The following is a 25,680-nucleotide window of genomic DNA, read 5'->3' as shown; positions in this document are numbered from 1 at the left end:
CGCACCCCACATGCGGGACATCCGTATCGAGGTTCCGGTGCTGGCCCGGGTGGAAGGGGAAGGCGCCCTGGAGCTTCGGGCCCGGGAGGGCCGCATCGAGGAGTTGCGCCTGCGCATCTTCGAACCACCCCGATATTTCGAGAAATTCCTGGAAGCTCGTAGCTGGCGCGAGGTGCCCGACACCGTGGCGCGCATCTGCGGCATCTGCCCGGTGGCCTATCAGATGAGCGCCGTGCAGGCCCTGGAACAGGCCTTCGGCCTGACGCCCTCCGAATGGGTGATCCGCAACCGGCGCCTGATGTACTGCGGTGAGTGGATTCAGAGTCATGCCCTGCATGTGCACCTGCTGGCCCTGCCCGACTTCCTAGGCTATGACAACGCCATCGCCATGGCCCAGGACCACCCGGAGGCGGTGCACCGGGGTCTGGCCCTGCAGAAACTGGGCAATGATCTGATCCGTTTCCTGGGGGGCCGTTCGGTGCATCCGGTGGGTGTGCGGGTGGGCGGCTTCCATCATGCTCCCTCACTGGAGGATGCGCGGGCCCTGGGGGATCGGCTGGATCAGGCCGTGGACGATGCCGAGGCCCTGGTGGGATTCACCGCCGGCCTGGACCTGCCGGTGGATGAGCAGAGCTTCACCAACGTGGCCCTGCGGCATGATGATGACTATCCCATGTATGCCGGGCGCATCGTATCGGATCAGGGTCTGGACATATCGGCGGATGACTATGCGGATCATTTCGTGGAGAGCCACGTACCCCATTCCACGGCGCTGTATTCTCACCTGGATGGCCAGCCCTATCTGGTGGGGCCGCTGGCCCGGCTGAACCTGAATCTGGATCGCCTCTCCCCCCGCACCCGGGCCGCACTGGATGCCACGGGCCTTAACTGGCCCAGCCGGAACATGTTTCACTCCCTGGTGGCCCGCGCCGTGGAATTGCTGGAGGCCCTGCAGGAGGCCCGCCGTCTTCTGGAGGCCTATGCCCCCACGGACACGCCTTATGCTCAGGTGGAACCCCGGGCCGGAGAAGGCTTCGGCGCCACCGAGGCGCCCCGGGGAATCCTATGGCATCACTACCGCGTAGACGATGAGGGCAAGGTGGTCACCGCCCGCATCGTGCCCCCCACCTCACAGAACCAGGCCCGCATGGAGGAGGATCTGCGCCAGTCGCTGGAGGCCTTTGGATTGCATCATGACGACGATTCCCTGCGGCTGCGGGGGGAGATGGTGATCCGTAATTATGATCCGTGCATCTCCTGTGCAACGCATTTCCTGAAGGTGCGGGTGGATCGGGGAGAGGGGTAAGGATGGGGGTACTCGTCATCGGTATCGGCTCCCCCTTTGGTGAGGACACCCTGGGATGGGAAGCCGTGGAGACCCTGCCCCCCATTTCCGGCGTGAACACCCTGACACTGGACCGCCCCGGCGCCGGTCTGATCGAGGCCATGAAGGAGCAGCACAGCGTGATCCTGGTGGACGCCATGGATGCCGGCGGACCACCAGGCGCGGTGCATGCCCTGTCCATGGACGACCTGGTTCACCCGGACACCACCGTCTCCAGTCACAACCTGGGCGTCGTGGGCGCACTGGCCCTGGGCAAGGCCATGGGGGTCCTGCCTCCGACCGTACACATCATCGGCATCCAGATGGGATCCACTCCCATGCCCGATGAGATCAGAAAAAGCGCCCTGGCCCGGATTCACCAGCAGATCAGGGATTGGATCAGCTAAGGCAGGATCGGTAAGTCGGGAGGACGGATGGAACATCCGCCCCCACCCTTGTTTCAACTGGCGATACCGTGCTCCCGGGTGGCGCTGAACTCGATTTCAGGCCATTTTTCCTGAGCCATCTGCAGATTCACCCGGGTCGGGGCGATGTAGACCAGATCGCCGCCGTGGTCGATGGCCAGGTTGTTCGAGGCCTTGTCCCTGAACTGCTCCAGCTTGCGCTCATCCCCGGAACTGACCCAACGGGCCGTCTGCACGTTCACGTTCTCGAAACCGGCGTCCACGTTGTACTCGTTCTTCAGGCGGTGGGCCACCACATCGAACTGCAGCACGCCCACGGCGCCCAGGATCAGGTCATTGTTGTTCAGCGGCTTGAACAACTGCGTGGCGCCCTCCTCACAAAGCTGCTGCAGGCCCTTCTGCAACTGCTTCATCTTCAGGGGATCACGCAGCTGGGCGCGGCGGAACAGCTCCGGGGCAAAGTTGGGAATGCCGGTGAAGGCCAGCTTCTCGCCCTCGGTGAAGGTGTCACCGATGCGGATGGTGCCATGGTTGTGAATGCCGATGATGTCACCGGGGAAGGCCTCCTCCGCATGTTCCCGGTCCGAGGCGAGGAAGGTCAGGGCGTCAGCGATGCGTACGTCCTTGCCGATGCGCACATGGTGCAGCTTGCTGCCCTTCTTGAAGCTGCCGGAGCAGATGCGCATGAAGGCGATGCGGTCCCGGTGCTGGGGGTCCATGTTCGCCTGAATCTTGAAGACGAATCCGGAGAACTTCTCTTCCTCCGGCATCACCTCCCGGGACTCCGTGGCCCGCGAACGCGGCGGCGGGGCGTATTCCACGAAGTCGTCCAGCAGTTCCTGCAGACCGAAATTGTTGATGGCCGAACCGAAGAACACGGGCGTCAGACGCCCCTCCAGATAGGCCTCGAGGTCGAACTCGTTCGAGGCCCCCATCACCAGTTCCAGTTCCTCCCGCAGCTCATCGGCCTGGCCACCCAGCACCTCATCGAGGCGCGGATTGTCCAGCCCCTGGATCACCTCGCCGGCATTCCTCTTGCCGCCATGGGTGGGCGAGAACAGGTGCACCGCATCCCGCTTGAGGTGGTACACCCCCTTGAAACGCTTGCCCATGCCGATGGGCCAGGTGATGGGCGCACAGGGGATCTTGAGCACATTTTCCACCTCGTCCATCAGGTCGATGGGATCGCGACCCTCCCGGTCCAGCTTGTTGATGAAGGTCATGATGGGGGTGTCGCGCAGGCGGCACACCTCCATCAGCTTGATGGTGCGCTCCTCCACGCCCTTGGCCACGTCAATCACCATCAGCGCCGAGTCCACGGCGGTGAGGGTGCGGTAGGTATCCTCGGAGAAGTCCTGGTGACCGGGGGTGTCCAGCAGGTTGACGATGCAGTCCTTGTAGGGGAACTGCATCACCGACGAGGTGACGGAGATGCCGCGCTGCTTCTCCAGCTCCATCCAGTCGGAGGTGGCATGACGATCCGACTTGCGCCCCTTCACGGTGCCCGCCATCTGGATGGCACCCCCGTACAGCAGCAGCTTTTCGGTGACGGTGGTCTTGCCGGCGTCCGGGTGGGAGATGATGGCGAAGGTGCGCCGCCGGGCGGTTTCCGTGGTGTGTCTGGAGGGCATGAGTGAGGATCGACCTGGGTAAAACCCTGCATTGTACGGGATGTGGGAGGGGGACTGTAATGGGTGAGTGGTTGACCCGGGCCCTGGCGCCTCCCCCCTTCAATGATGACGCCCCCGCCGCTCCCGCCACGCCTCACGCTCCTCCGGGGTCATCTCCTGCCAGCGCTCCCTCAAACGCTCCTGTTTCTCATCGGGCAGATCCCGATAACGCTCCCAGCGTTGCCGCAGTTCCTGCCGCTCCTCCGGGCTCAGGGAGCGCAGGTGCTGGGCGCGGGACTTCATCCGTTCCCGCTCCTCGGGCGACATGGACTGCCATCGTTCCAGCCTGTGGTTCAGGGCGGCCCGCTCGTCTGCGTCCATCCCCTTCCAGCGCTCGGCCATGCGCAACAGGTGGGCTCGGCGCTTTTCCGGCAGGTCGTTCCACTCTTCGGACAAGGGTTCCAGCACCGACTGCTGGTCGCGGCTGAGTTCGGACCATGCGGGTGCCTCCGGCGGTGCATCTTCGGCCATGGACGTGACCGGCCAGGCCAGGCACAGGACAAGACAGGGCAGGATCAGGAGGGTTCTCATCACTGCCCCTCCTCCATGGCCCAGAGCACGAACGCCGGATCATCCAGATCCACCACCCAGAAGGGGTCGTCACTCTCCATGAGCCAGTCCATGTCTTCCATCTCGGCCAGGGCCACCGGCATGGGCTCATGACCGGTGCCCGGTGCCAGGGCAAACCATACAGCCACCGTAAGCATGAGCGAGGCCGCCAGGGCCAGCCCACCTGCGGGAAACCAGCGCGCAGGTGCGGCCGACCGGGTCGCGGCCAGTGCGTCACGGCGGGCCTGGCGCAGGCGAGCCTGCTCGGAGCGGGTCAGTGTGGCCTGAGCGTCCAGCGTGTGGCACACCCGCTCCAGCAGGGCGGCGGAATCATCAACCCCTTCCCTGGAATCATTGTCCGGGGCGGGATGGGCAGGGGAATGCCGTTCGGGGCTCATCGGTAGGCCTCCAGATGTCCCTGCAGGCTTTGCAGGGCTCGGTACAAATGGGTCTTCACGCTCCCTTCACTGATGCCCAGCGCTGCGGCCGTGGCCGCCGTGTCCAGACCCTCCCAATGGCGCAGCAGGAAGGCTTGCTGTTGCCGCAGGGGCAAGGCGCGCAAGGCAGACTCCAGATCCCGGGCGAACCGACCATCGGTCAGGGCCTGGTCCGGCCCGGGGGTGAACGAATCCGGCAGGGTGTTCATCGGATCCTCCTGGTCTTCTTCTGCCGACCAGCCAAGGACCGCCAGGACCCGTTGACGCACCCGGCGACGCCGATAGGTGTCGCGGATACGGCTCTGCAGAATACGCCAGAAGAGTGGCCCCCAGGCCTCCGGTGGCCGGTCCCGGTAGCGGTCGATCAAGGCCACCATGGCATCCTGCACCAGGTCCAGGGCGGCCTCTCGCTCCCCCAGGGCCAGAGCCGCCATGCGCACGGCACGGCCCTGCACCCCTTCCAGGAATTCATCCAGGGTGCTGGCCACGGGGAAGGCTTGCCTGCCATCCGCCGGTTTGGGTCTGGGGGCGGTGGTGGGCACCGCCCCATCATCCATGGACCAGGCTTCCAGGGGCGCGGACATCATGCCTCCGCGTCAACCACGTTTCTGCTGAAACCATTCACGGCGCTCCTGTGGGTCCATGCCCCGAAGTTTCTCACGCATCTCGCGGCGCTCTTCCGGGCTCATGGCTTCCCAGGCCGCGCGCCGTTCCTGCTTGCGTTCACGCAGGGCCTTACGATCATCCTCGTCCATTTCCCTCCAGGCCTCACGCCGCTCCTGCATCTTCTCGCGCATGGCCTGGCGATCATCCTTGTCCATTTCCTGCCAGGCCTTGCGGTGTTCACTGCGCTTTTCCCGCAGTGCCTCGCGCTGCTCATCCCTCATGTCGTTCCAGGCCTGACGGCGCTCCTCGCGTTTTTCACGCAGCGCCTGACGCTCTTCCTGAGACATGTCCCGGCGGAAATCGGCCCTGTCCTTCCCGCCCCAGGGGGCGCCCTGTTCGGCGCGGGGATGATCCATGCCTGTGGGTTGTGCCGAAGCGATGCCCATGCCGCCAAAGGCCAGTGAAAGGGCCACAGCCCCGGCGAGCAAGGAACGGGTCAGGATGAGGCTGGGTTGGCGAGTCGGCTTGCGATTCATGATGTGTCTCCCCATGGGGTGTTTTCGGTGTGTTCACGGGGTAATACGCACCAGCGCCACTGGCGTTGACACACCCAGACCCAGACCTGAGTTCTTTTGCCCTACTTCAGGTGCCGGGCCATCACCAGGGCATCCTCGCGGCCGTGGATGGCGGGATAGTAGCCGCGACGCAGACCGACTTCATTGAAGCCCTCGGTACGATACAGTTCCAGGGCTGGGGCGTTGGTGGGGCGCACCTCCAGGAATACCGTTTCCACATGTCGCTCCCGGGCCACTTCAAGGAAGCACCTTAGAAGATGGCGGCCAAAACCCCGTCCCTGCATCTCTGGACGCACGGTCAGGTTGAGCACATGACATTCCCCCACCGCCATGGACATCACCCCGTAACCAATGAGATGACTGGTTTTCGCATCCTCCAGCACCCAACAGGAGTAGCCCACTCGCAGGCAGTCCTGAAAAATGGCCTCAGTCCAGGAGAACGGATACGCACGGGGCTCCACTTCCATCACCCGTGACACGTCGTTGCGCATCATGGGCCGCAATTCCAGATTGGGCGCGGTGACTGCGTTCATGATCCCTTCTGTCCGGCTTGTATCTGATCCATGGCCCGGCACAGATCCTCCCAGGCCTTGCGCTTTTCCAGCGGCCGCCTGAGCAGATAGGCCGGGTGGTAGGTCACCACCACCGGGATGCCCCGGTAGGTCCGCACCCGCCCTCGCAGGGTGCCCAGGGCATCGCTGGTCTCCAGCAGGTTCTGGGCCGCCACCCGCCCCAGGGCCACCAGGACCTTGGGGCGGATCAACTGGATCTGGCGATCCAGATAGGGCCGGCAGGCATGGGCTTCCTCGGGGGAGGGGTCCCGATTGCGCGGGGGACGGCACTTGAGGATATTGGCGATGTAGACCCCCTCCCCCCGTTTCCTGCCCAGAGCGGAGAGCATGCTGTCCAGCAACTTGCCGGCCCGGCCCACGAAGGGCTCGCCCTGGCGATCCTCCTCGGCACCGGGGGCCTCGCCGATGAACAGCCAATCGGCCTGACGGTCGCCCACGCCGAATACGGTCTGGGTGCGTGCCTGTGAAAGCTCGCTGCAGTGGGTGCACTGGGCCACCCGGGCGGCCAGGCCATCCCAATCCAGGGTGGACACCCCATCGTCGGGTTCAGGCAGGTCGGGATCGTCGTATCCCTCTCCCGAGGACATCACCGGCTCGTATCCATCGTCGGGCCAGGGCGCTTCGTCCAGCCAGGGCGGCATCTCCGGCTCCGGGGGCGCTTCACGCCCCACGGAGGCATCCACGACCACGGGCGGTGCCTCGACGGCGGGCGCCTGCTCCGGCACGGGTGTCGGATCAGGGGCGGCGCCCGCATCCACCGCTGTGGCCGTCACCGCCCCGGCAACCTCCTCTGCCCCGGGTGCCACGGCCACGGACTCCGGAGGTGACAGATCCAGGCCCGCCTCCGGCTCCCGGCGCGGCACCCAGACCTGTATCCCCATGGCTTTCAGGTACTGCCGTCGCCGGGCTTCGTCCATGGCCTGGCCTTGATCAGACATCTCCGCGCTGAGGATGGGCCCGGTGATCCGGGGTCACAAGACGGTTCAGGGCGTTGAGATAGGACTTGGCAGAGGCGATGACGATGTCGGTATCGGCCCCCTGACCGTTGACGATGCGCCCGGCCTTCTCCAGACGCACGGTGACCTCGCCCTGGGCGTCGGTACCGCTGGTGATGTTGTTCACCGAGTACAGGAGCAGCTGCGTGCCGCTGTGCATCACCGTTTCGATGGCCTTGAAGGCGGCATCCACCGGACCACTGCCCTCGGACTCGCCATGGAGTTCCTTACCCTCCACGTTCACCGTCACCTGGGCCACCGGCGTCTCACCGGTCTCCGAGCACACCCGCAGCGACACCAGTTTGGCGCGCTCATGTTCCATGGCAATGGCCGCCTCGGTGGCCAGGGCCTGAAGGTCCTCGTCGTAGATCTCGTGTTTCTTGTCCGCCAGTTCCTTGAACCGGGCAAAGGCCTCGTTCAATTCCTCCTCGGACTCGAAATCGATGGCCAGATCCTTGAGGCGGGTGCGGAAGGCGTTGCGACCCGAGTGCTTGCCCAGGACGATGCGGTTGTCCGACCAGCCCACATCCTGGGCGCGCATGATCTCGTAGGTGTCACGGTGCTTGAGCACCCCATCCTGATGGATGCCCGACTCGTGAGCGAAGGCATTGGCGCCCACGATGGCCTTGTTGGGCTGCACCGGGAAACCGGTGATGGTGGAGACGAGCCGCGAACAAGGCACGATCTGGGTGGTGTCCAGGGTGGTATCGCAGGGGAAGACATCCTGGCGGGTACGTACCGCCATGACGACCTCCTCCAGGGCCGCATTGCCGGCCCGCTCGCCCAGGCCGTTGATGGTGCACTCCACCTGGCGGGCCCCATTGAGCACGGCGGCCAGGGAGTTGGCCACGGCCACACCCAGGTCGTTGTGACAGTGCACGGAAAAGACGGCCTTGTCGGCATTGGGCACCCGCTCGCGCAGATTCTTGATCAATTCCCCGAACTGCTGGGGGATGTTGTAGCCCACGGTGTCCGGGATATTGATGGTGGTGGCGCCCGCATCGATCACCGCCTCGATCACGCGGCACAGGAAGTCGAGCTCGGAACGGCCGGCATCCTCGGGGGAGAACTCCACGTTGTCCGTCCATTGGCGGGCACGCTGAACGGCCAGTACGGCCTGTTCGACCACCTGACCGGGGGTCATCTTGAGCTTGTGCTCCATGTGGATGGGCGAGGTGGCCAGGAAGGTGTGGATGCGCGCGGAGTTGGCATCGCGCAGGGCCTCACCGGCTCGATCAATGTCCGCTTCCTTGGCACGGGCCAGACCACAGACCGTGCTGTCCTTCACCGCCCGGGCCACTGCCTGCACGGATTCGAAGTCGCCGATACTGGCGGCCGGGAAGCCCGCCTCGATCACGTCAACGCGCATCTTTTCCAGACCCTTGGCGATGCGGACCTTTTCCTCCCGGGTCATGGAAGCCCCGGGGCTCTGTTCGCCGTCGCGAAGGGTGGTGTCGAAAATGAAGAGTTTTTCTTTGCCTGCCATGTCTCTGAACTCCCAGGGAACGGCCGCTGCCGTCCGCGTGTTTGGGTAGGAATTCTACACTGACCCGGGCCCTGGTTGGGGCCGGTCTTTCCTGCGTTGGGGTGCGTTTTGGCCTCGCCAGGCGAAGTGAGTCGCCGCTAGCGCGGCAGTCGCAGCAGGGTCAGCAGAGGCAGGCAGGAAGCACGGTCCAGCGAAGCGTCCCGGGGCGGGACGCTCACGAGGTGGCCGGATTGTGCTTGGGGATGGCGCATGTGTTTCGATTCCTCTTGGTCACGACTGTAGCAAAGCCCTTGCGCCGATGCAAAGCCTCAGTGATGACCTCGGGATTTCACGAGAAACAGATACCCGCCTTCTCCGAGGCCTCACAGGCCTGCAGGGTGTTCTTCATGAGCATGGCCACGGTCATGGGACCCACCCCACCTGGCACGGGCGTGATCCAGGCAGCACGCTCCGCCGCCGCCTCGAACTGCACATCCCCCACCAGGCTGCCATCCTCCTGGCGATTGATACCCACGTCGATCACCGTGGCACCCTCGCGGATCCAGTCGCCCTGAATCAGGCCCGGACGCCCCGCAGCGGCCACCAGGATATCCGCCCGCCCCACATGCAGCTGCATGTCGTGGGTGAAGCGATGACACACCGTGACCGTGGCCCCGGCCAGCATCAGCTCCAGGGCCATGGGGCGACCGACGATGTTGGAGGCCCCGATGATCACGCCGTGACGCCCCTTGTAGGTCTCGCCGGTTTCGTCCAGCAGTCGTTTCACACCATAAGGAGTACAGGGCCGTAACCGGGGCACACGCAGGGCCAGACGGCCCATGTTGTAGGGGTGAAACCCGTCCACGTCCTTGGCGGGGTCGATGCGCTCGATCACCTGCTCGGGGTCGATGTGCCGGGGCAGCGGCAACTGCACCAGAATGCCGTCAATATTGGGATCGGCATTGAGGTCATCGATCACGTCCAGCAGATCGCCCAGCGAAACATTGTCCGGCAACTCGAAGTACTGGGAGACCATGCCAATGGCCTCGCAGGTGCGGCGCTTGTTGCGCACATAGACATGTGAGGCCGGATCCTCCCCCACCAGCACCACCGCGAGGCCGGGTACGCGACGGCCTGCTGCCACGCGCACCTCCACCGCCTGGCGGACCTCTTCTTGAACGGTTTTGGCAATGGCGCGGCCATCGATGATCTGCGCAGGCATCGGGGGTCATCCTGGGGGGTGGGAGTGTTGCTGCGATTTTCCCATTCTATGGCGCTCTAGTCCAACCATCCCGACCCGGGCATCGCGTGCCCATCATTCGCGACGCCAGGTGGTCCCGCCCGGGCCGTCCTCCAGGATGACTCCCTGGGCCTTGAGTTCGTCGCGAATGCGATCCGCCTCGGCAAAATCCTTGCGCTTGCGGGCCTCCAGGCGGGCCTGGATGCGCTCTTCAATCCCGGCCTCGTCGGGACCCTCATCGGAACCGCCCCCCTTGAGGAAGGCCTCCGGGTCCGACTCCAGAATTCCGAGCGTGGCGCCCAGTTCCTTGAGCAGCCCAGCCAGACTGGCCGCCTCATCCAACTGCTCCTGGCGCAGCCGGTTGATCTCATGGGCCAGATCGAACAGCACCGCCAGGGCCACGGGTGTGTTGAAGTCGTCGGCCATGGCCGCATGGAAACGGGCACGGTATTCGGCGCCGCCATCTTCAACCGGCTGGACCGGGACCCCTCTCAGGGCCGTATACAGACGCGACAGGCCGTTGCGGGCGCTTTCCAGGGCCTCGTCGTTGTAGTTCAGCGGACTACGGTAATGGCTGCCCAGGATGAAATACCGCACCACTTCGGGCCGGTAGTGCTCCAGCACCTGGCGCACGGTGAAGAAATTACCCAGGGACTTGGACATCTTCTCTTCGTCCACCCGCACAAAGCCGTTGTGCATCCAGTAGTTGACGAAGTGCTCGCAGGTGGCCGCTTCGCTCTGGGCGATCTCGTTCTCGTGGTGGGGGAACTGCAGGTCCTGCCCGCCGCCGTGGATGTCGAAGTGATTGCCAAGGAAATGTGTGGACATGGCCGAGCACTCGATGTGCCAGCCCGGACGCCCCGCGCCCCAGGGCGAGTCCCAGGCGGGCTCACCGGGTTTCGCCGCCTTCCACAGAACGAAATCCATGGGGTCGCGCTTGGCCTCATCCTGAGCCACCCGCTCGCCAGCGCGCAGGTCTTCCAGGCGCTTGCCGGAGAGCTTGCCGTAATCCTCGAAGCGGGACACGCTGTAGTACACGTCCCGATTATCGCCCTGATAGGCGTAGCCGCGTTCCATGAGGCGCTGGATCATGTGCAGGATCTCGTGCACGTGCTCCGTGGCTCGTGGCTCGGCCGTGGGCCGCAACACCCCCAGGGCCTCGGCGTCCTCGTGCATGGCCTGGATGAACCGATCCGTGAGGGCTTCGATCCCCTCCCCGTTCTCCGCGGCGCGGCGAATGATCTTGTCGTCGATGTCCGTGATGTTGCGGATATAGGTCACCTCATAGCCCAGGGCCTTGAGGTAGCGATAGACGATATCGAAGACCACCAGGACCCGCGCGTGGCCCAGGTGGCAGTAGTCGTACACGGTCATGCCACACACATACATGCGCACCCGGCCCGTTTCCATGGACTTGAAGGGTTCTTTGCGGCGGGTGAGGGTGTTGTATATGTTCAGCATGTCACAGGTCTGGCAGATCAGAATGGGGCAGGCAGCAAAGCATACCAAGCCCCACGATACACCAGAAAGGCCGGCCGCGAAGCCCGGTAAGGACCGCTCCACACCCCGTCAGGGCGGGGCGAACTTTCCCGGGACGCCTGCAACGGCTATCATCACCGAACACCAACGGGTAACCCCGACGGACAAAATCGCATGAAATCAATGATCCGACAGTGTGTAGCGCTCCTGGCGCTGCTGTCCTTAACCATGGGAAACCAAGTGATGGCCGAAACCGACAACCCCAAGGTCCAGATTGAAACGACCAAGGGCACCCTGGTCCTGGAACTCTACGCGGACAAGGCACCCGAAACGGTCGAGAACTTCCTGGCCTATGTGCGCGACGGCTTCTACGACGGCACCATCTTTCACCGGGTGATCCCTGGGTTCATGGTGCAGGGTGGCGGCTTCACCCCGGACATGCAGCAAAAGCCCACCCGCGATCCCATTCGCAACGAGGCCAATAACGGCCTGAGCAACGAGGTGGGCACGCTGGCCATGGCCCGCACCCCCAACCCCCACTCCGCCACGGCGCAGTTCTTCATCAACGTGGAGCACAACCGCTTCCTGGACTTCACCGCCGAGACGCCCCAGGGTTGGGGCTATGCCGTGTTCGGCAAGGTGGTGGAGGGCATGGACGTGGTCGAAAGTATCGTGGCGGTGCCCACCGGCAGTCAGGGTATGCATCAGGACGTGCCCAAGGAGCCCATCGTGCTCAATAGCGTGACCGAGCAGTAAGCCTGCCCGGTGCCTCAAACGCTGTTCATTTCCGATCTGCACCTGGACAGGGATCGTCCACGCACCCTGGAGCAGTTCGCCCGGTTTCTTACCGAGCGGGCTCCCGGGTCTGACGCGCTTTATATACTGGGTGATCTGTTCGAATACTGGATCGGCGATGATGATCCCGCGCCGCACCTGGATAAAATTCTCGACATCCTGCATCGGCTGAGCCGTGAGGGTCTGCCGGTGTATTTCGCCCATGGCAACCGGGATTTCCTGGTGGGCGAGGCCTTTGCCGAGCGTTGCGGCTGCACGCTGCTGGAGACGGAGACCGTCGTGGATCTCTATGGCACTCCCGTGCTGCTGATGCACGGCGACAGCCTGTGCACCGACGATGAGGAATACATGCAATTTCGTCGCATGGTGCGCACCTGTCAGTGGCAGTCGGCCTTTCTGGCCCGCCCACTGGCAGAGCGCCATGCGGAGGCCGAGGCCATGCGCGCCCAGAGCCAGGCCTCCACCCGAAGCAAGTCCGACCGGATCACGGACGTGAATCCGGGCGCAGTCGAGGATGCCCTGCGCCGCAACGGCGTACACACCCTCATCCACGGCCACACCCACCGCCCCGCCGTGCACGATTTCGAACTGGACGGCCACCCGGCCCGCCGCATCGTGCTCCCGGACTGGTACGGCGATGGTGGCGTACTGACCTGCACGCCGCAGGGGATGGCACTGCAGGAAATCTGATACCCCCCGCGCCCCCAATGAGAGCAGCCCCCCGTGGGAGCGGCCCTCGGCCGGGAATGCTGCGGCTCCGGTCACCACCGCCCCCAGGGCTTGGCACCGGGGTGCAGAACCTTGGCGGGGGGTGTGCCTGTCCGCGGGACGCCGTGAATACCTCCCTGTAGGCTTGATCGCCGCATCCATGCGGCGAACACCCGCTCCCAGGCACACCCCCCGCCAAGGTTCGGACGCTTTGATGGCTTTCGGTGGAGAAAGGCATTCGCGGCCGAGGGCCGCTCCCACAAAGGGCGTAAGCTCCCACAAAGGCTCAGGAGATGTGGGCGATCACCAGGTCCATGACGTTGGTGCCGGTGGGACCGGTCTCCAGGAGGTCGCCTGAGGCCTGGAGGCAGGGGTGGGCGTTGGCGGTGGACAGGGCCTGGTCCGGATCAAGGCCGTGAGCGCGGATGCGCTCCCAGGTGCCACCGTCCACCAGGGCGCCGGTGGCACTCGTGACGCCATCAGAGCCATCCGTGCCCGCCGCCAACAGGGTCACATACGGGCAACCGGACAACACCCTTGCCGCCGCCAGGGCCAGGTGCTGATTGCGTCCGCCCTGCCCCGGGTTCTCCGGCAGGGTGACCGTGGTCTCGCCGCCCCAGACATGCACCCCAGGAGTGGCCCTGCCCTCGTGCATCAACCAGTGGGCCAGGGCCGCACCCCGCTCGGCGGCCTCACCCTTCAGGAACTCGCCATGAACGGTGACAGGACAATGCCGCTGGCGTGCTGCATCCCCGGCTGCGCGACAGGCATCCTCCAGTGTGGCCAGCACCCGGGCGGGCACCGAGGGGGCGGAAGGTGACGGCGTGGCATGGGCGGCCATCGCCCGGTGCACCATCTCCGACAGACCGGCGGGCAGGGTGGGCAACGGCGAGGGTTCCCGGGGCGGCGTGAGCAGGCCCGAGCCGATCACCGCGGGGTCATTGCCGGGCACGTCCGAGATCAACCAGACCTCGGCGGGACGCGGCCCCAGATACTCCCGTAAACGGCCGGCCTTGATGCGGGAGAACCCGCTTCGCACCCGGTTCATGGCCTGGATGGCCAGCCCGGATCCCAGTAGCCAGCCATTGAGGCGTTGCAAGTCCGCCAGGGTCATCCCCTCGGGCAACGCCTCCACCAGGCTGGACGTGCCGCCGCTGATGAGAAACAACAGGCATGCATCGGGCGGCGTTTCCTCGATGAACGCCAGCAACCGCCCCCCCGCCGCCAGGCTGGCCTCACCGGGCAGCGGGTGGTCTGATTCCAGGCACAAGAAACGCCCATCACGAGACAGGGCTTCATCACCATGCCCATGACGGGTGATCACCAGTGCTCGCTTGAGTTTGCCACCCAGCCCTGCCCGTGCCCCCTGAGCCATGGCGGCGGCCGCCTTGCCGATGGCCACTGCGTGCACCGCACCCTTCGGCTTGTTGATGACCAACTGCCGCCGCACGACTTCCTCGCCGTTCACGGCCTCCAGGGCCTCGCGGAAACAATGCAGCAGGACGTCTCGATGGGGATTCATGGGAACCTGGGACTACTCATCGCACACAAAACACGCCCGGTAATCCGGGCAATCACCACACACGGGGGACTTGCAGATGGGTATGCCTTCCCGGCCGCATAGCTGACGATAGAAGAACTTCTTCCAGCGCATGTTGTGGATATTCTGTTGTGCCAGGGTAGCAAAATGTCGTGTCATCAACCGGGAGAGCTCCGAGCGCTCGTCAAGCCCCAGACCTTGCCACAGATGGCCTGGCTTGAGGGCGCGACGCGCGACGATATGCGCCAGCCACGTGGTCACCTCGCCCTGATGCGAAGCATGCTCAAGCAGCAAGCAGCGAAGGTCCGCCTCCTCGATGGCGCCCTCGCCCGTATCACCTTCCCGGGTAACCCCTGGCTCCAGTGGCTCCAGGCCGGGAAAACACTGATCCAGCAGGCGGCTCAGGCTGTCGGCATGCAACCCCAGGCTGGCGTGCAGGCAAGGGGCCTGTGCCTGCTCCACGTCTTCCATGGCCACCACCAGGGCACAGGACAACACATGACGGTCGAACGGATCGCCCCGCCCGGGCAATGCCAGCAAGCGGTCACGTCTTTGAGTGTTGGGGCGGGCATGCACTTGAGAGGTTGAAGTCATGACGGAACCTCGTCGGCCCTGGTTGATTCCAGAGCCCCTTCGGTCATGGATAATGGGATCGCGACACTCATGCGACAGCAACCCCCTTGACCATCGCCCACACGGACTGTCCGGGGGACAGGTCCAGTTGCCTGCGAGAGCGCGCGCTGATCCGGGCCAACAACTGATAATCCCCCACCACCAGGTTCAGGATGACATGTCCGGGATGGGGATCGTCACTGATCTGCGTGATCCTGACCGGAATCGGGTTGAGCACACTACTGGAATCCGGGCGATTCAGGGCCACGGACACATCCCTTGCCAGGATGCGCACCCTCAAGGGGGCACCGATGGGCCGGTCCTGCTGGGAGACCAACAGCCGGCCGCCGGAAAAGGCCAGCTCCGTGAGGTGATCATCCGCGTGATGGGCAGCCACCGTGCCCTGGATCACCGCCGAGGCCTGCTCGCTGTGGGCCAGGGGCAGGTCCGTGCGGGTGAGCAGGGTCTGCAACGGTCCCTGTGCCAGGGCGCGCCCATTCTCCATCAGCACCATGTGATCCGCCAGGCGGGCCACCTCCTCGATGGAGTGGCTCACATAAACCACCGGGATGGACAACTCATCCCGCAGCCGCTCCAGATACGGCAGGATCTCCCCCTTGCTGGTCACATCCAGTGAGGCCATGGGCTCATCCATGAGCAACAACCGCGGGCTGGTGAGCAGCGCCCGGCCAATCGAAACTCGCTGACGCTGACCTCCGGAAAGCTCATCCGGATAGCGTGCCAGCAGATCCGCAAGACCCAGCAGGTTCGCCACCTCGTCCAGCTCCAGACGGCGCTGCTCGGGGGCCAGGCGCTTGAAGCCGTAGAGCAGGTTGTCCCGTACCCTGAGATGGGGGAAAAGACTGGCCTCCTGAAAGACATAACCCAGGGGTCGCTTGTGTACGGGCAACCACTGAGTGTCATCCTGCCAGGTCTCGCCGTTGAAGGTGAGTCGGGCCTCACGAATACGTTCCAGACCCGCCAGACAGCGCAGCACCGTGGTCTTGCCGGAACCGGAGCGACCGAACAGGGCGGTCACGCCTCGTCCGGGGATCTCCAGGTCCACATCCAGGGTGAAGTCGCCGCGATCCAGGAAAAATCGTGCATGGATGCTCATCACGCCACCCCCACGACCTTGAAGCGTCGATTAAGCCCATACACGCTCATCAACAGGAGGAACGCCAGCACCACCAACAGCAGGGACAGGGCATGGGCCGAGGCATAGTCCATGGCTTCCACGTGATCGTAGATGGCGATGGAGGCCACTTGCGTCTGGCCAGGGATGTTGCCGCCGATCATCAGGATCATGCCGAATTCCCCAAGAGTATGGGCAAACGAGAGCACCGCTGCGGTGAGGATGCCCCGTCGCGCCAGGGGGAGCACCACCGTCAGAAAACGGTCCAGGGGACTGGCCCTGAGGGTGGCCGCCGTCTCCAGTACGCGCCCCCCGGTGGCAGCAAAGGCATTCTGCAGGGGCTGCACCACGAACGGCAGTGAATAGATCATGGAGCCGATCACCAGACCGGTGAAGGTGAAGGCCAGATGCCCCACCCCGATATCCTCCAGAAAGCCCCCCACGGCGCCCCGCGGCCCCAGCAGAACCAGCAGGTAAAAGCCCATCACCGTGGGCGGCAGCACCAGCGGCATGGCCACCAGCGCCTCGATCATCACCTTGCCCCGCCACCGGGTGTGGGCCAGCCACCAGGCCAGCGGGGCACTCAGCACCATGAGGATACTGGTGCTGATCACCGCCAGCTTGAGGGTGATCCACAGGGCGGTCAGGTCACTGTCGCTGATGCCAAGCATGTGTCCGGGGTTCCCGCTGGATCAGGGGACCGCGTAACCGGCGGCCTCGATGATCCGGGCGGCATCCTCGCCCCGCATCCAGGCCATGAAGTCCCGGGCCACCTCCAGATCGCCCGCCCGCTTCAGGATGACGGCCTGCTGTTCAATGGGATCGAACAGTTCCGCCGGTGGAATCCAGTAGGAACCGGGGATGTTCCCCGAGGCATCCTTGACCTGTGAAAGCGCCAGGAATCCCAGCTCAGCGGCGCCGGATCCGGTCTGGGCGTAGACCTGCGTGAGATTTTGTGCACGGATCAGACGGCCCTCTGCGTTCAACCTGTCCCAGACACCCAGGGTTTCCAGGATCTGCTGAGCCGCAACCCCATAGGGCGCATTACGCGGATTGGGGATGGAAAGAAAACGATACTCTCCCTCCGTCAGTACCGCTTCCGGGTCCTGCAGCCAATCCTGCCGGCTGGACCACAGGACCGGCACCCCCAGAGCATAGGTGAACCGGGAGTCTTCATGCGCCAACCCGTCACTCACCAGGGTTTGGGCACGCAGCACATCGGCGGAGAAGAACAGATCGAAGGGCGCTCCATTGGTGATTTGCGCGTACAGCGCCCCGGATGACCCGCTGCTGATGCTGAAGCGATGCCCGGTCTGTTCCTCGTAGCGGGCGGTGAGTTCCTGAAGCGTGCCCAGAAAGTTGGCGGCGGTGGCAATTCTCAAATCGCTTGCGGTCGCCAAAGGAGAAAGGACAAGCAGACACAGCACCGTAATGAGGCAGTGGGTCAGTCGGATTTTCGTGATCATGTCGTTGCCGGCTCTCGTGTTGTTGCCCCGTATATACCGCATGACGTGCCAACGGGAAAATCCGCTGCCCGCCGCGAATGGATCATGCAGGTTCGGGGCCAGGCCGAACTCTATCGGCTAATCACCTGTTTTCGAATGGGGAACCGGCAGGATTCCACCGGGCGACGCGTGTAGGCTTTGCGACAATCCCGTGCCTGGCGGACAGAAAGACAGGGCACAAAAAAGGGCGGATGAGCTTGCATGGTGCAATCCTCATCCGCTCTTTGATTCGCCCCCTCCCGCCATCGGGAGAGGGTTTTCAGGTAGGAGAACGACTTACTTCAGATCAAAACGATCGCCGTTCATCACCTTGGTCCAGGCCTTCACGAAGTCCTTGACGAACTTCTCCTTCGAATCGTCCTGGGCATACACCTCGGCGTAGGAACGCAGGATGGAGTTGGACCCGAAGACCAGATCCACCCGGGTGGCCGTCCACTTCACGTTGCCGCTCTTGCGATCGACAATCTCGTAGAGGTTGTTGCCCTTGGGCTTCCAGGTGTTGGCCATGTCGGTCAGGTTCACGAAGAAGTCGTTGGTCAGCACCCCTTCCCGATCCGTGAACACACCGTGCTTGGTGCCGCCGTGATTGGTGCCCAGTACCCGCATGCCGCCCACCAGCACGGTCATCTCGGGTGCTGTCAGCCCCATCAGCTGGGTGCGATCCAGCATCATCTCCTCGGCAGAGACCACGTAGTCCTTCTTCAGCCAGTTGCGATAGCCATCGTGCAGGGGTTCGAGCACGTCGAAGGATTCGGCGTCGGTCATCTCCTCGGTGGCATCGCCGCGACCCGGCGCGAAGGGCACCGTGACATCGAAGCCGGCGTCACGGGCAGCCTTTTCCACCGCGGCCGTGCCGCCCAGGACGATCAGGTCGGCCAGGCTCACCGGTTTGCTCAGGCCGGACTGAATGTCTTCCAGCACACCCAGCACCTTCTTCAGTCGCTCGGGCTCATTGCCCTCCCAGTCCTTCTGCGGGGCCAGACGGATGCGGGCACCGTTGGCACCGCCCCGGTAGTCGGAATAACGGAAGGTGCGGGCGCTGTCCCACGCGGTGCTGATCAATTCCGAAGCACTCAGGCCGCTGTTGAGCAGCTTGTCCTTCAGGTCCGCCACCTCGGCATCGCTCAGGGTGTAGTCCACCTTGGGCACCGGATCCTGCCAGATCAGGTCTTCCTGGGGCACTTCAGGGCCAAGATAACGACTCTTGGGTCCCAGGTCACGGTGGGTCAGCTTGAACCAGGCGCGGGCAAAGACCTCGTTGAAATACTCCGGATCGTTGTAGAACCGCTCGGAGATCTTGCGGTACTCCGGATCCTTGATCATGGCCATGTCGGCGTCGGTCATGATGGGGTTGTAGCGGCGGGAAGGATCCTCCACATCCACCGGCTTGTCTTCTTCCTTGATGTTCACCGGCTCCCACTGCCAGGCTCCGGCAGGGCTCTTTTTCAACTGCCAGTCGTGCTCGAAGAGCATCTTGAAGTAGCCGTTGTCCCACTGGGTGGGATGGGTGGTCCAGGCACCTTCGATACCGCTGGTGATGGTGTCGGGTCCACAGCCCTTGCCCTGCGGGTTGCGCCAGCCCAGGCCCTGCTCTTCCACATCGGCGCCTTCCGGGTCGGGGCCCAGCTTGGAGGCATCGCCATTGCCATGGCATTTGCCCACGGTGTGACCGCCGGCGGTGAGGGCCACGGTTTCCTCGTCGTTCATGGCCATGCGCGCAAAGGTGGTGCGCACGTCCTGGGCGGTTCTCAGCGGATCGGGGTTACCGTCCACACCCTCCGGGTTCACATAGATCAGGCCCATCTGCACGGCGGCCAGGGGGTTTTCCAGGCTCTCGCGATCGTCGCTTTCATAGCGGCTGGAACTCTCGGCCAGCCACTCCTTCTCGGAACCCCAGTAAGTGTCCTTTTCCGGATGCCAGATGTCGGCCCGCCCACCGGCGAAACCAAAGGTCTTGAACCCCATGGACTCGTAGGCGACGTTGCCGGCGAGCACGATCAGATCGGCCCAGGACAGCTTGTTGCCATATTTCTTCTTGATGGGCCACAGCAGACGGCGGGCCTTGTCCAGATTGCCGTTGTCCGGCCAGCTGTTGATGGGGGCGAAGCGCTGGTTGCCCGTGCCGGCACCGCCACGACCATCTGCAATGCGGTAGGTGCCCGCGGCATGCCAGGCCATGCGGATCATCAAACCGCCGTAATGGCCCCAGTCCGCCGGCCACCAGTCCCGGCTCTCGGTCATCAGGTTACGCAAGTCCTGCTTGACCGCCGCCAGGTCCAGTTTCTTGAATTCCTCGGCGTAGTCGAAGTCCTCCCCCATTGGGTCGGACTTCGTGTCGTGCTGGTGAAGGATATCCAGGTTCAGTGCGTTGGGCCACCAATCCATGTTGTCGTTACCGGTTGCGGTATTGCCACCATGCATGATGGGGCACTTGCCTGCACTCTTGACGTCATTTCCGCCCATTTTTTCCTCCGTTTATTGCGAGATGGTTGTGTACTGAACCGTCACCCCGGCTGGCCCGCATCGCATCCGACGCCCGGCTCCCGAGGTGCCTGGCAGACACTCCCTTGGAGGGGGAGAGCCTGCCGATCGTTCAACCGCTTGGCCCTTACAGTTATAGGGGATGGGCGTGATAAATTCAAATGGAGGGTATGGATTAATTCAATAGATTATTACTATCATCGACGTGAAAGAACCAAGGTTCAGCTACAACCCCCCCTTCCCCCTCAGGGGAACCGATCGAGCCCGCGTGCCAGATCCCGCTGGATGTCCTCGATGTCCTCAAGCCCCACCGCTACACGGATCAGTGATTCACTGATCCCCTGGCTCTCCCGTTGCTCTGGTTTGATGCGCCCGTGGGTGGTGGTGGCCGGATGGGTGATGGTGGTCTTGGCATCCCCCAGGTTGGCGGTGATGGAGAGCAGGCGTGTACTGTCGATCACCTGCCACGCCTGTTCCCGCCCTCCCTTCACCTCGAAGGCGACGATACCGCCAAAGGCGGCCTGCTGGCGGGTGGCCAGGGCATGCTGCGGGTGGGACGCCAAGCCAGGATAATGGACGCGCGCCACACCCGGCTGCGCCTCCAGCCACTGGGCCAGGGCCAGTGCGGATTCACAGTGGGCCCGCATGCGCAACCGCAGTGTTTCCAGGCCCTTGAGGAACACCCAGGCATTGAAGGGGCTCATGGTGGGGCCGGCGGTGCGCAAGAAGCCGAATACCTCCTTACCCACCCGCTCGGCATCGCCCACCACTGCACCCCCCACGCATCGTCCCTGGCCATCCAGGTACTTGGTGGCGGAGTGAATCACCAGGTCGGCCCCCAGGTCCAGCGGGCGTTGCAGGGCCGGGGTACAAAAGCAATTGTCCATGGCCAGCAGGCAGTCATGGGCGTGCGCCAGGTCCGCCAGGGCGCGGATATCCACCAGTTCCGTGAGGGGGTTGGAGGGGGTTTCCGCGAACAACAGGCGGGTCTCGGGCCGGATGGCGGCCTCCCAGGCCTTAAGGTCTCCCAGCGGGACGTAGGTTACCCGGATACCGAAGCGGGTGAGGTAATTGCTGAACAGGTTGGTGGTGGAACCAAATACCGAGCGCGAAGAGACGATGTGATCACCAGCCTTGAGCAGGGAGAGACAGGTGGACAGGATGGCCGACATGCCAGAGGCCGTCGCCACGCAGGCCTCCCCCCCTTCCAGCGCCGCCAGGCGATCCTGAAAGGTTCGCACCGTGGGGTTGGTGAATCGGGCGTAGATATTGCCTGGCTCGTCACCGGCAAAACGGGCCGCGGCCTCGGCGGCACTGGAGAACACGAAACTGGACGTGGCATAGATGGGGTCGGAATGTTCCTGCTCGGGTCCACGCCGCTGGCCGGCGCGGACGGCCCGGGTATCAAAGCCCTCGGTGGGATCGCCGGGATCGTTCAGGGGATGTTCCATGGTTGTATTGCCCTCACCCGCCCCGTCGGGCACAAAAAAACCCGCCAAAACGGGTCGTCACCCGCTTTAGCCGTATTTTTAAGGCGCCCGCAAGCTGGATCAAATCGGCGCCGTCAGAGTGTCAGCGCCTGGCGCTGACTGACCTTTATCAATTTAAGAGGCTCACATGTTGCTGTCAACGCCGCACCGTGCCGGAGATGGAGACTGACTGAACCTCATCCGCCCACTGACCGGCCTCCAGCATGGCGTTCATGATGTCTTCCCGGAGCAGATCGGCAAAGACCACGCTCTCCACCTGGTCGGTTTCACAGGCCCGGGCACAAGCCACCACCTCACCCAGTTCGCCTTCCCCCTCCAGCAAGGCTCGCTTGATTTCATCGTCCAGGGGCAAGGGGCCGATCACCTGAGGCAAGGGGCGCTCCATCACCAGGTCCAGGGCCGAGAACAGACCGGCCGTGAAATAACGCTCCACCGGGCGACGACCGGCCATGCGGGCGATGCGCTCGCACAGGCCGGCGCGCTGCAGGCACAGGTGCACGAGTCCGGCGGGGCGGTCCTCAAGGCCGCTGAGCACCAGCATACAGGCCCAGGTGACCAGCTTGCGATGCCCCAGGATGAGGATGGCCCGGGCCAGGGAGTCCACCTGCCGGTTGAGGCCGAAGAAGGGAGAGTTGATCAGCTTGAGCAGCTTGAAGGCCAGCCCCGGATCCTGTGCGATCAGATGCTGCAGTTCGTGGACATCCATCTCCGGCTGCTGCAAACGCGCCAGCAGACGAAGCACGGTGAGCTTGCCGGTGGGCAGGTTCACCGCGCGAAACACCCGGGGCCGGCTGAGGAAGTAGCCCTGGAAATAATCGAAACCCAGGTCCCGAAGGAATTCATAATCTTCCAGGGTCTCCACCTTCTTGGCCACTTTTTCCACCTGGGTCGTCTTCAGCCCCCTGAAGATGAGACGCAGTTCATCCGGCCGGGAGCTGGCCGTGTCGATCTTCACCTGATGCACCACGGGCAGCAGGGCATCCCGGGATGTACCGGGGACATAGTCATCCAGGGCCAGCACATAGCCCTGTCCGGAGAGCCCGCGCAGCAATTGCACCGCGTCTTCATCGCAGGGCAACGAGGGCGGGAGGTCCAGGATCATGCGACCCGCAGGGACGGCCAACTCCCGTAATTCCTCCATCAGGCGCCAGGTCATGTTGATGGCAGCCAGGCGACTGCCGACCAGCGCATCCAGGCCGATCTCGCCGAAGGCACTGAGCATCACATGGGAGGTGGCGGCATCACTGGCTGTCGCACTGTCCGGGGAGGTGGCCGTGCGGAATAGCAACTCGTAGGCGTGGACGCCCAGTTGCTGGTTGTAAATCGGTTGCCGGGCGATGTAGGTGCCCGTTTCAAGATGCCGTGCTGGGTCCATGCCTGCCCTCCCCTGGGTGGTCTACAGGCTATCAGCAAGCGGGTCCTCGGAAAAGTCGGATGGCCCCGGTTCAGGGCTGCGTGGTCACCTGCACGCGATCGGCCACGGCGCAAAGCAGATCGTAGCTGATGGTCTCGGCGGCCGCCGCGATCTCATCCACCGGCAGGCCCTCGCCCCACAGGGTGACGGGATCGCCCACCGCCGCCTGGGGATGGTCGGTCAGATCCACGGTGATCATGTCCATGGAAACCCGGCCGATCAACGGGGCACGACTTGCGCCCACAAGGACCGGGGTGCCATTGGGCACATGCCGGGGGTAACCATCGGCATAGCCAATGGCCACCACACCCACCCGGGTAGGCCTCGGGCACTGGAAGGTGGCGCCATAGCCCACGGTATCCCCCAGAGACCGATCCTGTATGGCCACCAGGGGTGCCTGCAGGTGCATCACCGGCTCAAGGCCATGCCGGGCGGGGTCCCGGTCGGCCAGGGGCGACGCCCCATAGAGCATGATGCCGGGGCGTACCCAGTCCCCGTGACTTCGTGGCAGGGCGAGGATGGACGCGGAGTTGGCCAGACTGCGTAGACCTGACAGCCCCTGGGTGGCCGCTTCGAAGCGGTTCAACTGGGCAGCGTTCTCCGGACGTTCGGGCTCATCGGCACAGGCCAGATGAGTCATCCATACCGGTGGTTGCACCACCTGGGCACATCGCTGCAGCCCTCCATGCAAGGCGGCGGCGCGCGTGGCAGAGAAACCCAGGCGCCCCATGCCGGTATCAAGCTTGAGCCAGACCTGCAGTGGGCTGGAAAGCGGCGTGGTTTCCAGGAGGCGAAGCTGGCTCTCGTCGTGGACCACCACGGTGATATCTTCACGCGCGGCCTGGCGCAGTTCCCGGTCATTCTTGAAGCCCTGCATCACCAGCAGAGGCAGACGAAAACCGGCGCCACGCAAGGCCTCCGCCTCGTCCATGCAGGACACGGCAAACCCATCCGCCAGCGGCGCCAGCACATGGGCCACTCGCAGCAGACCGTGCCCATAAGCCTCGGCCTTGATCACGGCCATCACACGCCGTCCCGGCGCAGCCTCCCGCACCCGCCCCAGGTTATGTTCCAGGGCACCCAGCCGCAGATGCGCCCGGGCAGCGCGCTTCACGAAAAGGCCTCGTTGGAATAGATTTCCGGCACGTAGTTCTCGAAACGGGTGTACTGCCCCAGGAAGGTCAGCCGCACCACGCCGATGGGACCGTTACGCTGCTTGGCGATGATGATCTCCGCCGTGCCCTTGTCGGGGCTGTCCTCGTTGTAGACCTCATCCCGATAAATGAAGACGATCAGGTCCGCATCCTGCTCAATGGCGCCTGATTCGCGCAGATCCGACATCACCGGGCGCTTGTTGGGGCGCTGCTCCAGGCTGCGGTTGAGCTGGGAGAGAGCGATCACCGGCACGTTCATTTCCTTGGCCAGAGCCTTGAGCCCGCGGGAGATTTCCGAAATCTCGTTGGTCCGGTTCTCGGCGCTGCCCGGCACCTGCATGAGCTGCAGATAATCCACAACGATGAGCCCCAGCTTCTTGTGCTCGCGCATGAGTCGTCGCGCGCGCGCGCGCAGGTCGTTGGGCGACAGGGCCGGACTGTCGTCAATGTAGAGCTGGGCCTCGGAGAGCATGGACACGGCGCTGGAGAACCGGGGCCAGTCATCATCCTCCAGGCGACCGGTGCGCAGGCGTTGCTGATTGATGCGTCCCAGGGATGACAGCAGCCGCATGGCCAGCTGCTCGCCGGGCATCTCCATGCTGAAAACGGCCACCGGATACTGCTGCTTGAGGGCGGCATATTCGGCCATGTTCATGGCGAAGGAGGTCTTGCCCATGGAGGGACGCCCGGCCATGATGACCAGATCCCCGGGTTGCAGCCCCGAGGTCATCTCGTCGAACTCATCATAGCCGGTGGGCAGACCGGTGATGGGGGTGTCCTGCTCGAAGAGCATCTCGATGTGTTCGACGGTGGACTTGAGCAGGGTGCGCATGCCGCGAAAACCCTGACGGGAACGCTGGCCCTGTTCAGCGATCTTGAAGACCTTCTGTTCCGCCTCATCCAGCAGCTGCTGGCTGTCACGGCCCTCGGGCTTGAAGCCGCTATCGGCAATGCCGGTGCCCACACTGATCAGCTGGCGCACCACCGACCGTTCGCGCACGATCGCCGCATACGCGGAGATATTGGCGGCGCTGGGCGTGTCGCGGGCCAGCAGGCCCAGATAGGCCAGCCCACCCGCCTCCTCAAGCTCGCCGCGGGATTCCAGACGTTCGGAGATGGTCACCACGTCGAAGGGGGCATTGCGGCCCGCCAGCTCGGCGATGGCGCGGAAGATCAGCCGGTGATCGTGTCGATAGAAGTCCACCTCGGCCACGGCGTCGGCCACCGTGTCCCAGGCCTCATTCTCGAGCATGAGGCCGCCGAGAACGGCCTGCTCTGCCTCAATGGAATGGGGTGGAATCTTGAGCGAAGAGGTATCGGTGTCGTAATGGGGCGGTGGGGGTGTTTCGTACATGGAGTTCTACCGGAAGGAGTCGAGCAACCGAAGCACGGATGGGCGGTGCCTCATCGAAACAATAGCATGATTTCGAGGCCACCCCATGTGGGAGCGGCCCCGGACCGCGAAGGCAGCAAACGGCCCCCGGTCGGGGCCAAGCCATCCCTTCGCGG

24 protein-coding genes and 1 riboswitch are annotated in these 25,680 nt (G+C 64.1%); of the genes, 4 read left to right on the top strand and 20 right to left on the bottom strand.

What is annotated here, in order from left to right; translation table 11 throughout:
* Positions 1-10 precede the first annotated feature (10 nt).
* Both ECTHA_RS0110355 and ECTHA_RS19045 read left to right on the top strand, forming a co-directional pair.
* On the top strand, positions 11-1,306 hold the full coding sequence (locus ECTHA_RS0110355; protein ID WP_203225324.1) for a Ni/Fe hydrogenase subunit alpha: 1,296 nt from the start codon (positions 11-13) through the stop codon (positions 1,304-1,306).
* Between the two features lie 2 nt (positions 1,307-1,308).
* Positions 1,309-1,731 (top strand): hydrogenase maturation protease, encoded by a 423-nt coding sequence (locus ECTHA_RS19045; protein ID WP_025280828.1) that lies wholly within the window; start codon positions 1,309-1,311, stop codon positions 1,729-1,731.
* Between the two features lie 53 nt (positions 1,732-1,784).
* On the opposite strand, the gene ECTHA_RS0110345 is transcribed toward ECTHA_RS19045, so the two are convergent.
* The 10 genes from ECTHA_RS0110345 to cysS form a co-directional block, all read right to left on the bottom strand.
* Positions 1,785-3,380, bottom strand: coding sequence for a peptide chain release factor 3 (locus tag ECTHA_RS0110345; RefSeq protein WP_025280827.1), 1,596 nt, complete (start codon positions 3,378-3,380; stop codon positions 1,785-1,787).
* A gap of 99 nt (positions 3,381-3,479) precedes the next feature.
* Positions 3,480-3,950: a DUF3106 domain-containing protein gene (locus ECTHA_RS17965; RefSeq protein WP_025280826.1), complete on the bottom strand. Its 471-nt coding sequence runs from the start codon at positions 3,948-3,950 to the stop codon at positions 3,480-3,482.
* On the bottom strand, positions 3,950-4,366 hold the full coding sequence (locus ECTHA_RS17960) for a hypothetical protein (protein WP_025280825.1): 417 nt from the start codon (positions 4,364-4,366) through the stop codon (positions 3,950-3,952). The genes ECTHA_RS17965 and ECTHA_RS17960 overlap by 1 nt, the downstream gene beginning before the upstream one ends.
* Entirely contained in the window at positions 4,363-4,989 is a 627-nt protein-coding gene (locus ECTHA_RS0110330; protein ID WP_238984817.1) for an RNA polymerase sigma factor, read from the bottom strand. The genes ECTHA_RS17960 and ECTHA_RS0110330 overlap by 4 nt, the downstream gene beginning before the upstream one ends.
* A 12-nt stretch (positions 4,990-5,001) precedes the next feature.
* Positions 5,002-5,547: a type 2 periplasmic-binding domain-containing protein gene (locus ECTHA_RS0110325; protein WP_025280823.1), complete on the bottom strand. Its 546-nt coding sequence runs from the start codon at positions 5,545-5,547 to the stop codon at positions 5,002-5,004.
* Between the two features lie 101 nt (positions 5,548-5,648).
* Positions 5,649-6,119: a ribosomal protein S18-alanine N-acetyltransferase gene (gene rimI / locus ECTHA_RS0110320; protein WP_025280822.1), complete on the bottom strand. Its 471-nt coding sequence runs from the start codon at positions 6,117-6,119 to the stop codon at positions 5,649-5,651.
* Positions 6,116-7,096 (bottom strand): uracil-DNA glycosylase, encoded by a 981-nt coding sequence (locus ECTHA_RS17955; RefSeq protein WP_420834490.1) that lies wholly within the window; start codon positions 7,094-7,096, stop codon positions 6,116-6,118. Before ECTHA_RS17955 ends, rimI begins: the two co-directional genes overlap by 4 nt.
* Positions 7,089-8,639: a 2-isopropylmalate synthase gene (locus tag ECTHA_RS0110310; protein WP_025280820.1), complete on the bottom strand. Its 1,551-nt coding sequence runs from the start codon at positions 8,637-8,639 to the stop codon at positions 7,089-7,091. The genes ECTHA_RS17955 and ECTHA_RS0110310 overlap by 8 nt, the downstream gene beginning before the upstream one ends.
* A 328-nt stretch (positions 8,640-8,967) precedes the next feature.
* Positions 8,968-9,840: a bifunctional methylenetetrahydrofolate dehydrogenase/methenyltetrahydrofolate cyclohydrolase FolD gene (gene folD, locus ECTHA_RS0110305; RefSeq protein WP_025280819.1), complete on the bottom strand. Its 873-nt coding sequence runs from the start codon at positions 9,838-9,840 to the stop codon at positions 8,968-8,970.
* A 93-nt stretch (positions 9,841-9,933) separates the two neighbouring features.
* On the bottom strand, positions 9,934-11,319 hold the full coding sequence (gene cysS, locus ECTHA_RS0110300) for a cysteine--tRNA ligase (RefSeq protein ID WP_025280818.1): 1,386 nt from the start codon (positions 11,317-11,319) through the stop codon (positions 9,934-9,936).
* A 261-nt stretch (positions 11,320-11,580) separates the two neighbouring features.
* Between cysS and ECTHA_RS0110295 the strand changes: the two genes are divergently transcribed.
* Positions 11,581-12,093 carry a peptidylprolyl isomerase gene (locus ECTHA_RS0110295; RefSeq protein WP_274520797.1) on the top strand — a complete coding sequence of 171 codons (513 nt, stop codon included), beginning with the start codon at positions 11,581-11,583 and terminating at the stop codon, positions 12,091-12,093.
* A 9-nt stretch (positions 12,094-12,102) separates the two neighbouring features.
* Entirely contained in the window at positions 12,103-12,822 is a 720-nt protein-coding gene (locus tag ECTHA_RS0110290; protein ID WP_025280816.1) for a UDP-2,3-diacylglucosamine diphosphatase, read from the top strand.
* A 304-nt stretch (positions 12,823-13,126) separates the two neighbouring features.
* On the opposite strand, the gene ECTHA_RS0110285 is transcribed toward ECTHA_RS0110290, so the two are convergent.
* From ECTHA_RS0110285 to dnaB, 10 genes are all read right to left on the bottom strand, one after another.
* Positions 13,127-14,362 carry a glycerate kinase type-2 family protein gene (locus tag ECTHA_RS0110285; protein ID WP_025280815.1) on the bottom strand — a complete coding sequence of 412 codons (1,236 nt, stop codon included), beginning with the start codon at positions 14,360-14,362 and terminating at the stop codon, positions 13,127-13,129.
* A gap of 12 nt (positions 14,363-14,374) precedes the next feature.
* Complete coding sequence (locus ECTHA_RS17950; RefSeq protein WP_051582636.1) at positions 14,375-14,974, bottom strand: nitrogen fixation protein NifQ; 600 nt, start codon at positions 14,972-14,974, stop codon at positions 14,375-14,377.
* Positions 14,975-15,041: 67 nt separating this feature from the next.
* On the bottom strand, positions 15,042-16,109 hold the full coding sequence (modC, locus tag ECTHA_RS0110275) for a molybdenum ABC transporter ATP-binding protein (RefSeq protein WP_025280813.1): 1,068 nt from the start codon (positions 16,107-16,109) through the stop codon (positions 15,042-15,044).
* The gene (gene modB, locus ECTHA_RS0110270; protein ID WP_025280812.1) at positions 16,109-16,798 is read right to left on the bottom strand and encodes a molybdate ABC transporter permease subunit; all 690 of its coding nucleotides are present in this window, start codon (positions 16,796-16,798) and stop codon (positions 16,109-16,111) included. The genes modC and modB overlap by 1 nt, the downstream gene beginning before the upstream one ends.
* A gap of 21 nt (positions 16,799-16,819) precedes the next feature.
* The gene (modA, locus tag ECTHA_RS0110265) at positions 16,820-17,593 is read right to left on the bottom strand and encodes a molybdate ABC transporter substrate-binding protein (RefSeq protein WP_025280811.1); all 774 of its coding nucleotides are present in this window, start codon (positions 17,591-17,593) and stop codon (positions 16,820-16,822) included.
* 315 nt (positions 17,594-17,908) lie between these two features.
* Positions 17,909-20,095: a catalase/peroxidase HPI gene (gene katG / locus ECTHA_RS0110260; RefSeq protein WP_025280810.1), complete on the bottom strand. Its 2,187-nt coding sequence runs from the start codon at positions 20,093-20,095 to the stop codon at positions 17,909-17,911.
* A gap of 263 nt (positions 20,096-20,358) precedes the next feature.
* Positions 20,359-21,564: an O-succinylhomoserine sulfhydrylase gene (locus tag ECTHA_RS0110255; RefSeq protein ID WP_084307101.1), complete on the bottom strand. Its 1,206-nt coding sequence runs from the start codon at positions 21,562-21,564 to the stop codon at positions 20,359-20,361.
* Between the two features lie 45 nt (positions 21,565-21,609).
* Positions 21,610-21,685, bottom strand: a riboswitch (SAM riboswitch).
* A gap of 54 nt (positions 21,686-21,739) precedes the next feature.
* Positions 21,740-22,978: an EAL and HDOD domain-containing protein gene (locus ECTHA_RS0110250; protein ID WP_025280808.1), complete on the bottom strand. Its 1,239-nt coding sequence runs from the start codon at positions 22,976-22,978 to the stop codon at positions 21,740-21,742.
* Positions 22,979-23,048: 70 nt separating this feature from the next.
* Positions 23,049-24,131, bottom strand: a complete 1,083-nt coding sequence (alr, locus tag ECTHA_RS0110245) for an alanine racemase (protein WP_025280807.1) — start codon at positions 24,129-24,131, stop codon at positions 23,049-23,051.
* Complete coding sequence (gene dnaB / locus ECTHA_RS0110240) at positions 24,128-25,525, bottom strand: replicative DNA helicase (RefSeq protein ID WP_051582635.1); 1,398 nt, start codon at positions 25,523-25,525, stop codon at positions 24,128-24,130. Before dnaB ends, alr begins: the two co-directional genes overlap by 4 nt.
* Positions 25,526-25,680: the final 155 nt, after the last annotated feature.

It is taken from the genome of Ectothiorhodospira haloalkaliphila ATCC 51935, assembly GCF_000633935.1.
In the GTDB taxonomy this organism is placed as follows: Bacteria; Pseudomonadota; Gammaproteobacteria; order Ectothiorhodospirales; family Ectothiorhodospiraceae; genus Ectothiorhodospira; species Ectothiorhodospira haloalkaliphila.
Note: the sequence above shows the minus strand (reverse complement) of the source record. Positions and strands in the feature narration are given on the sequence as shown.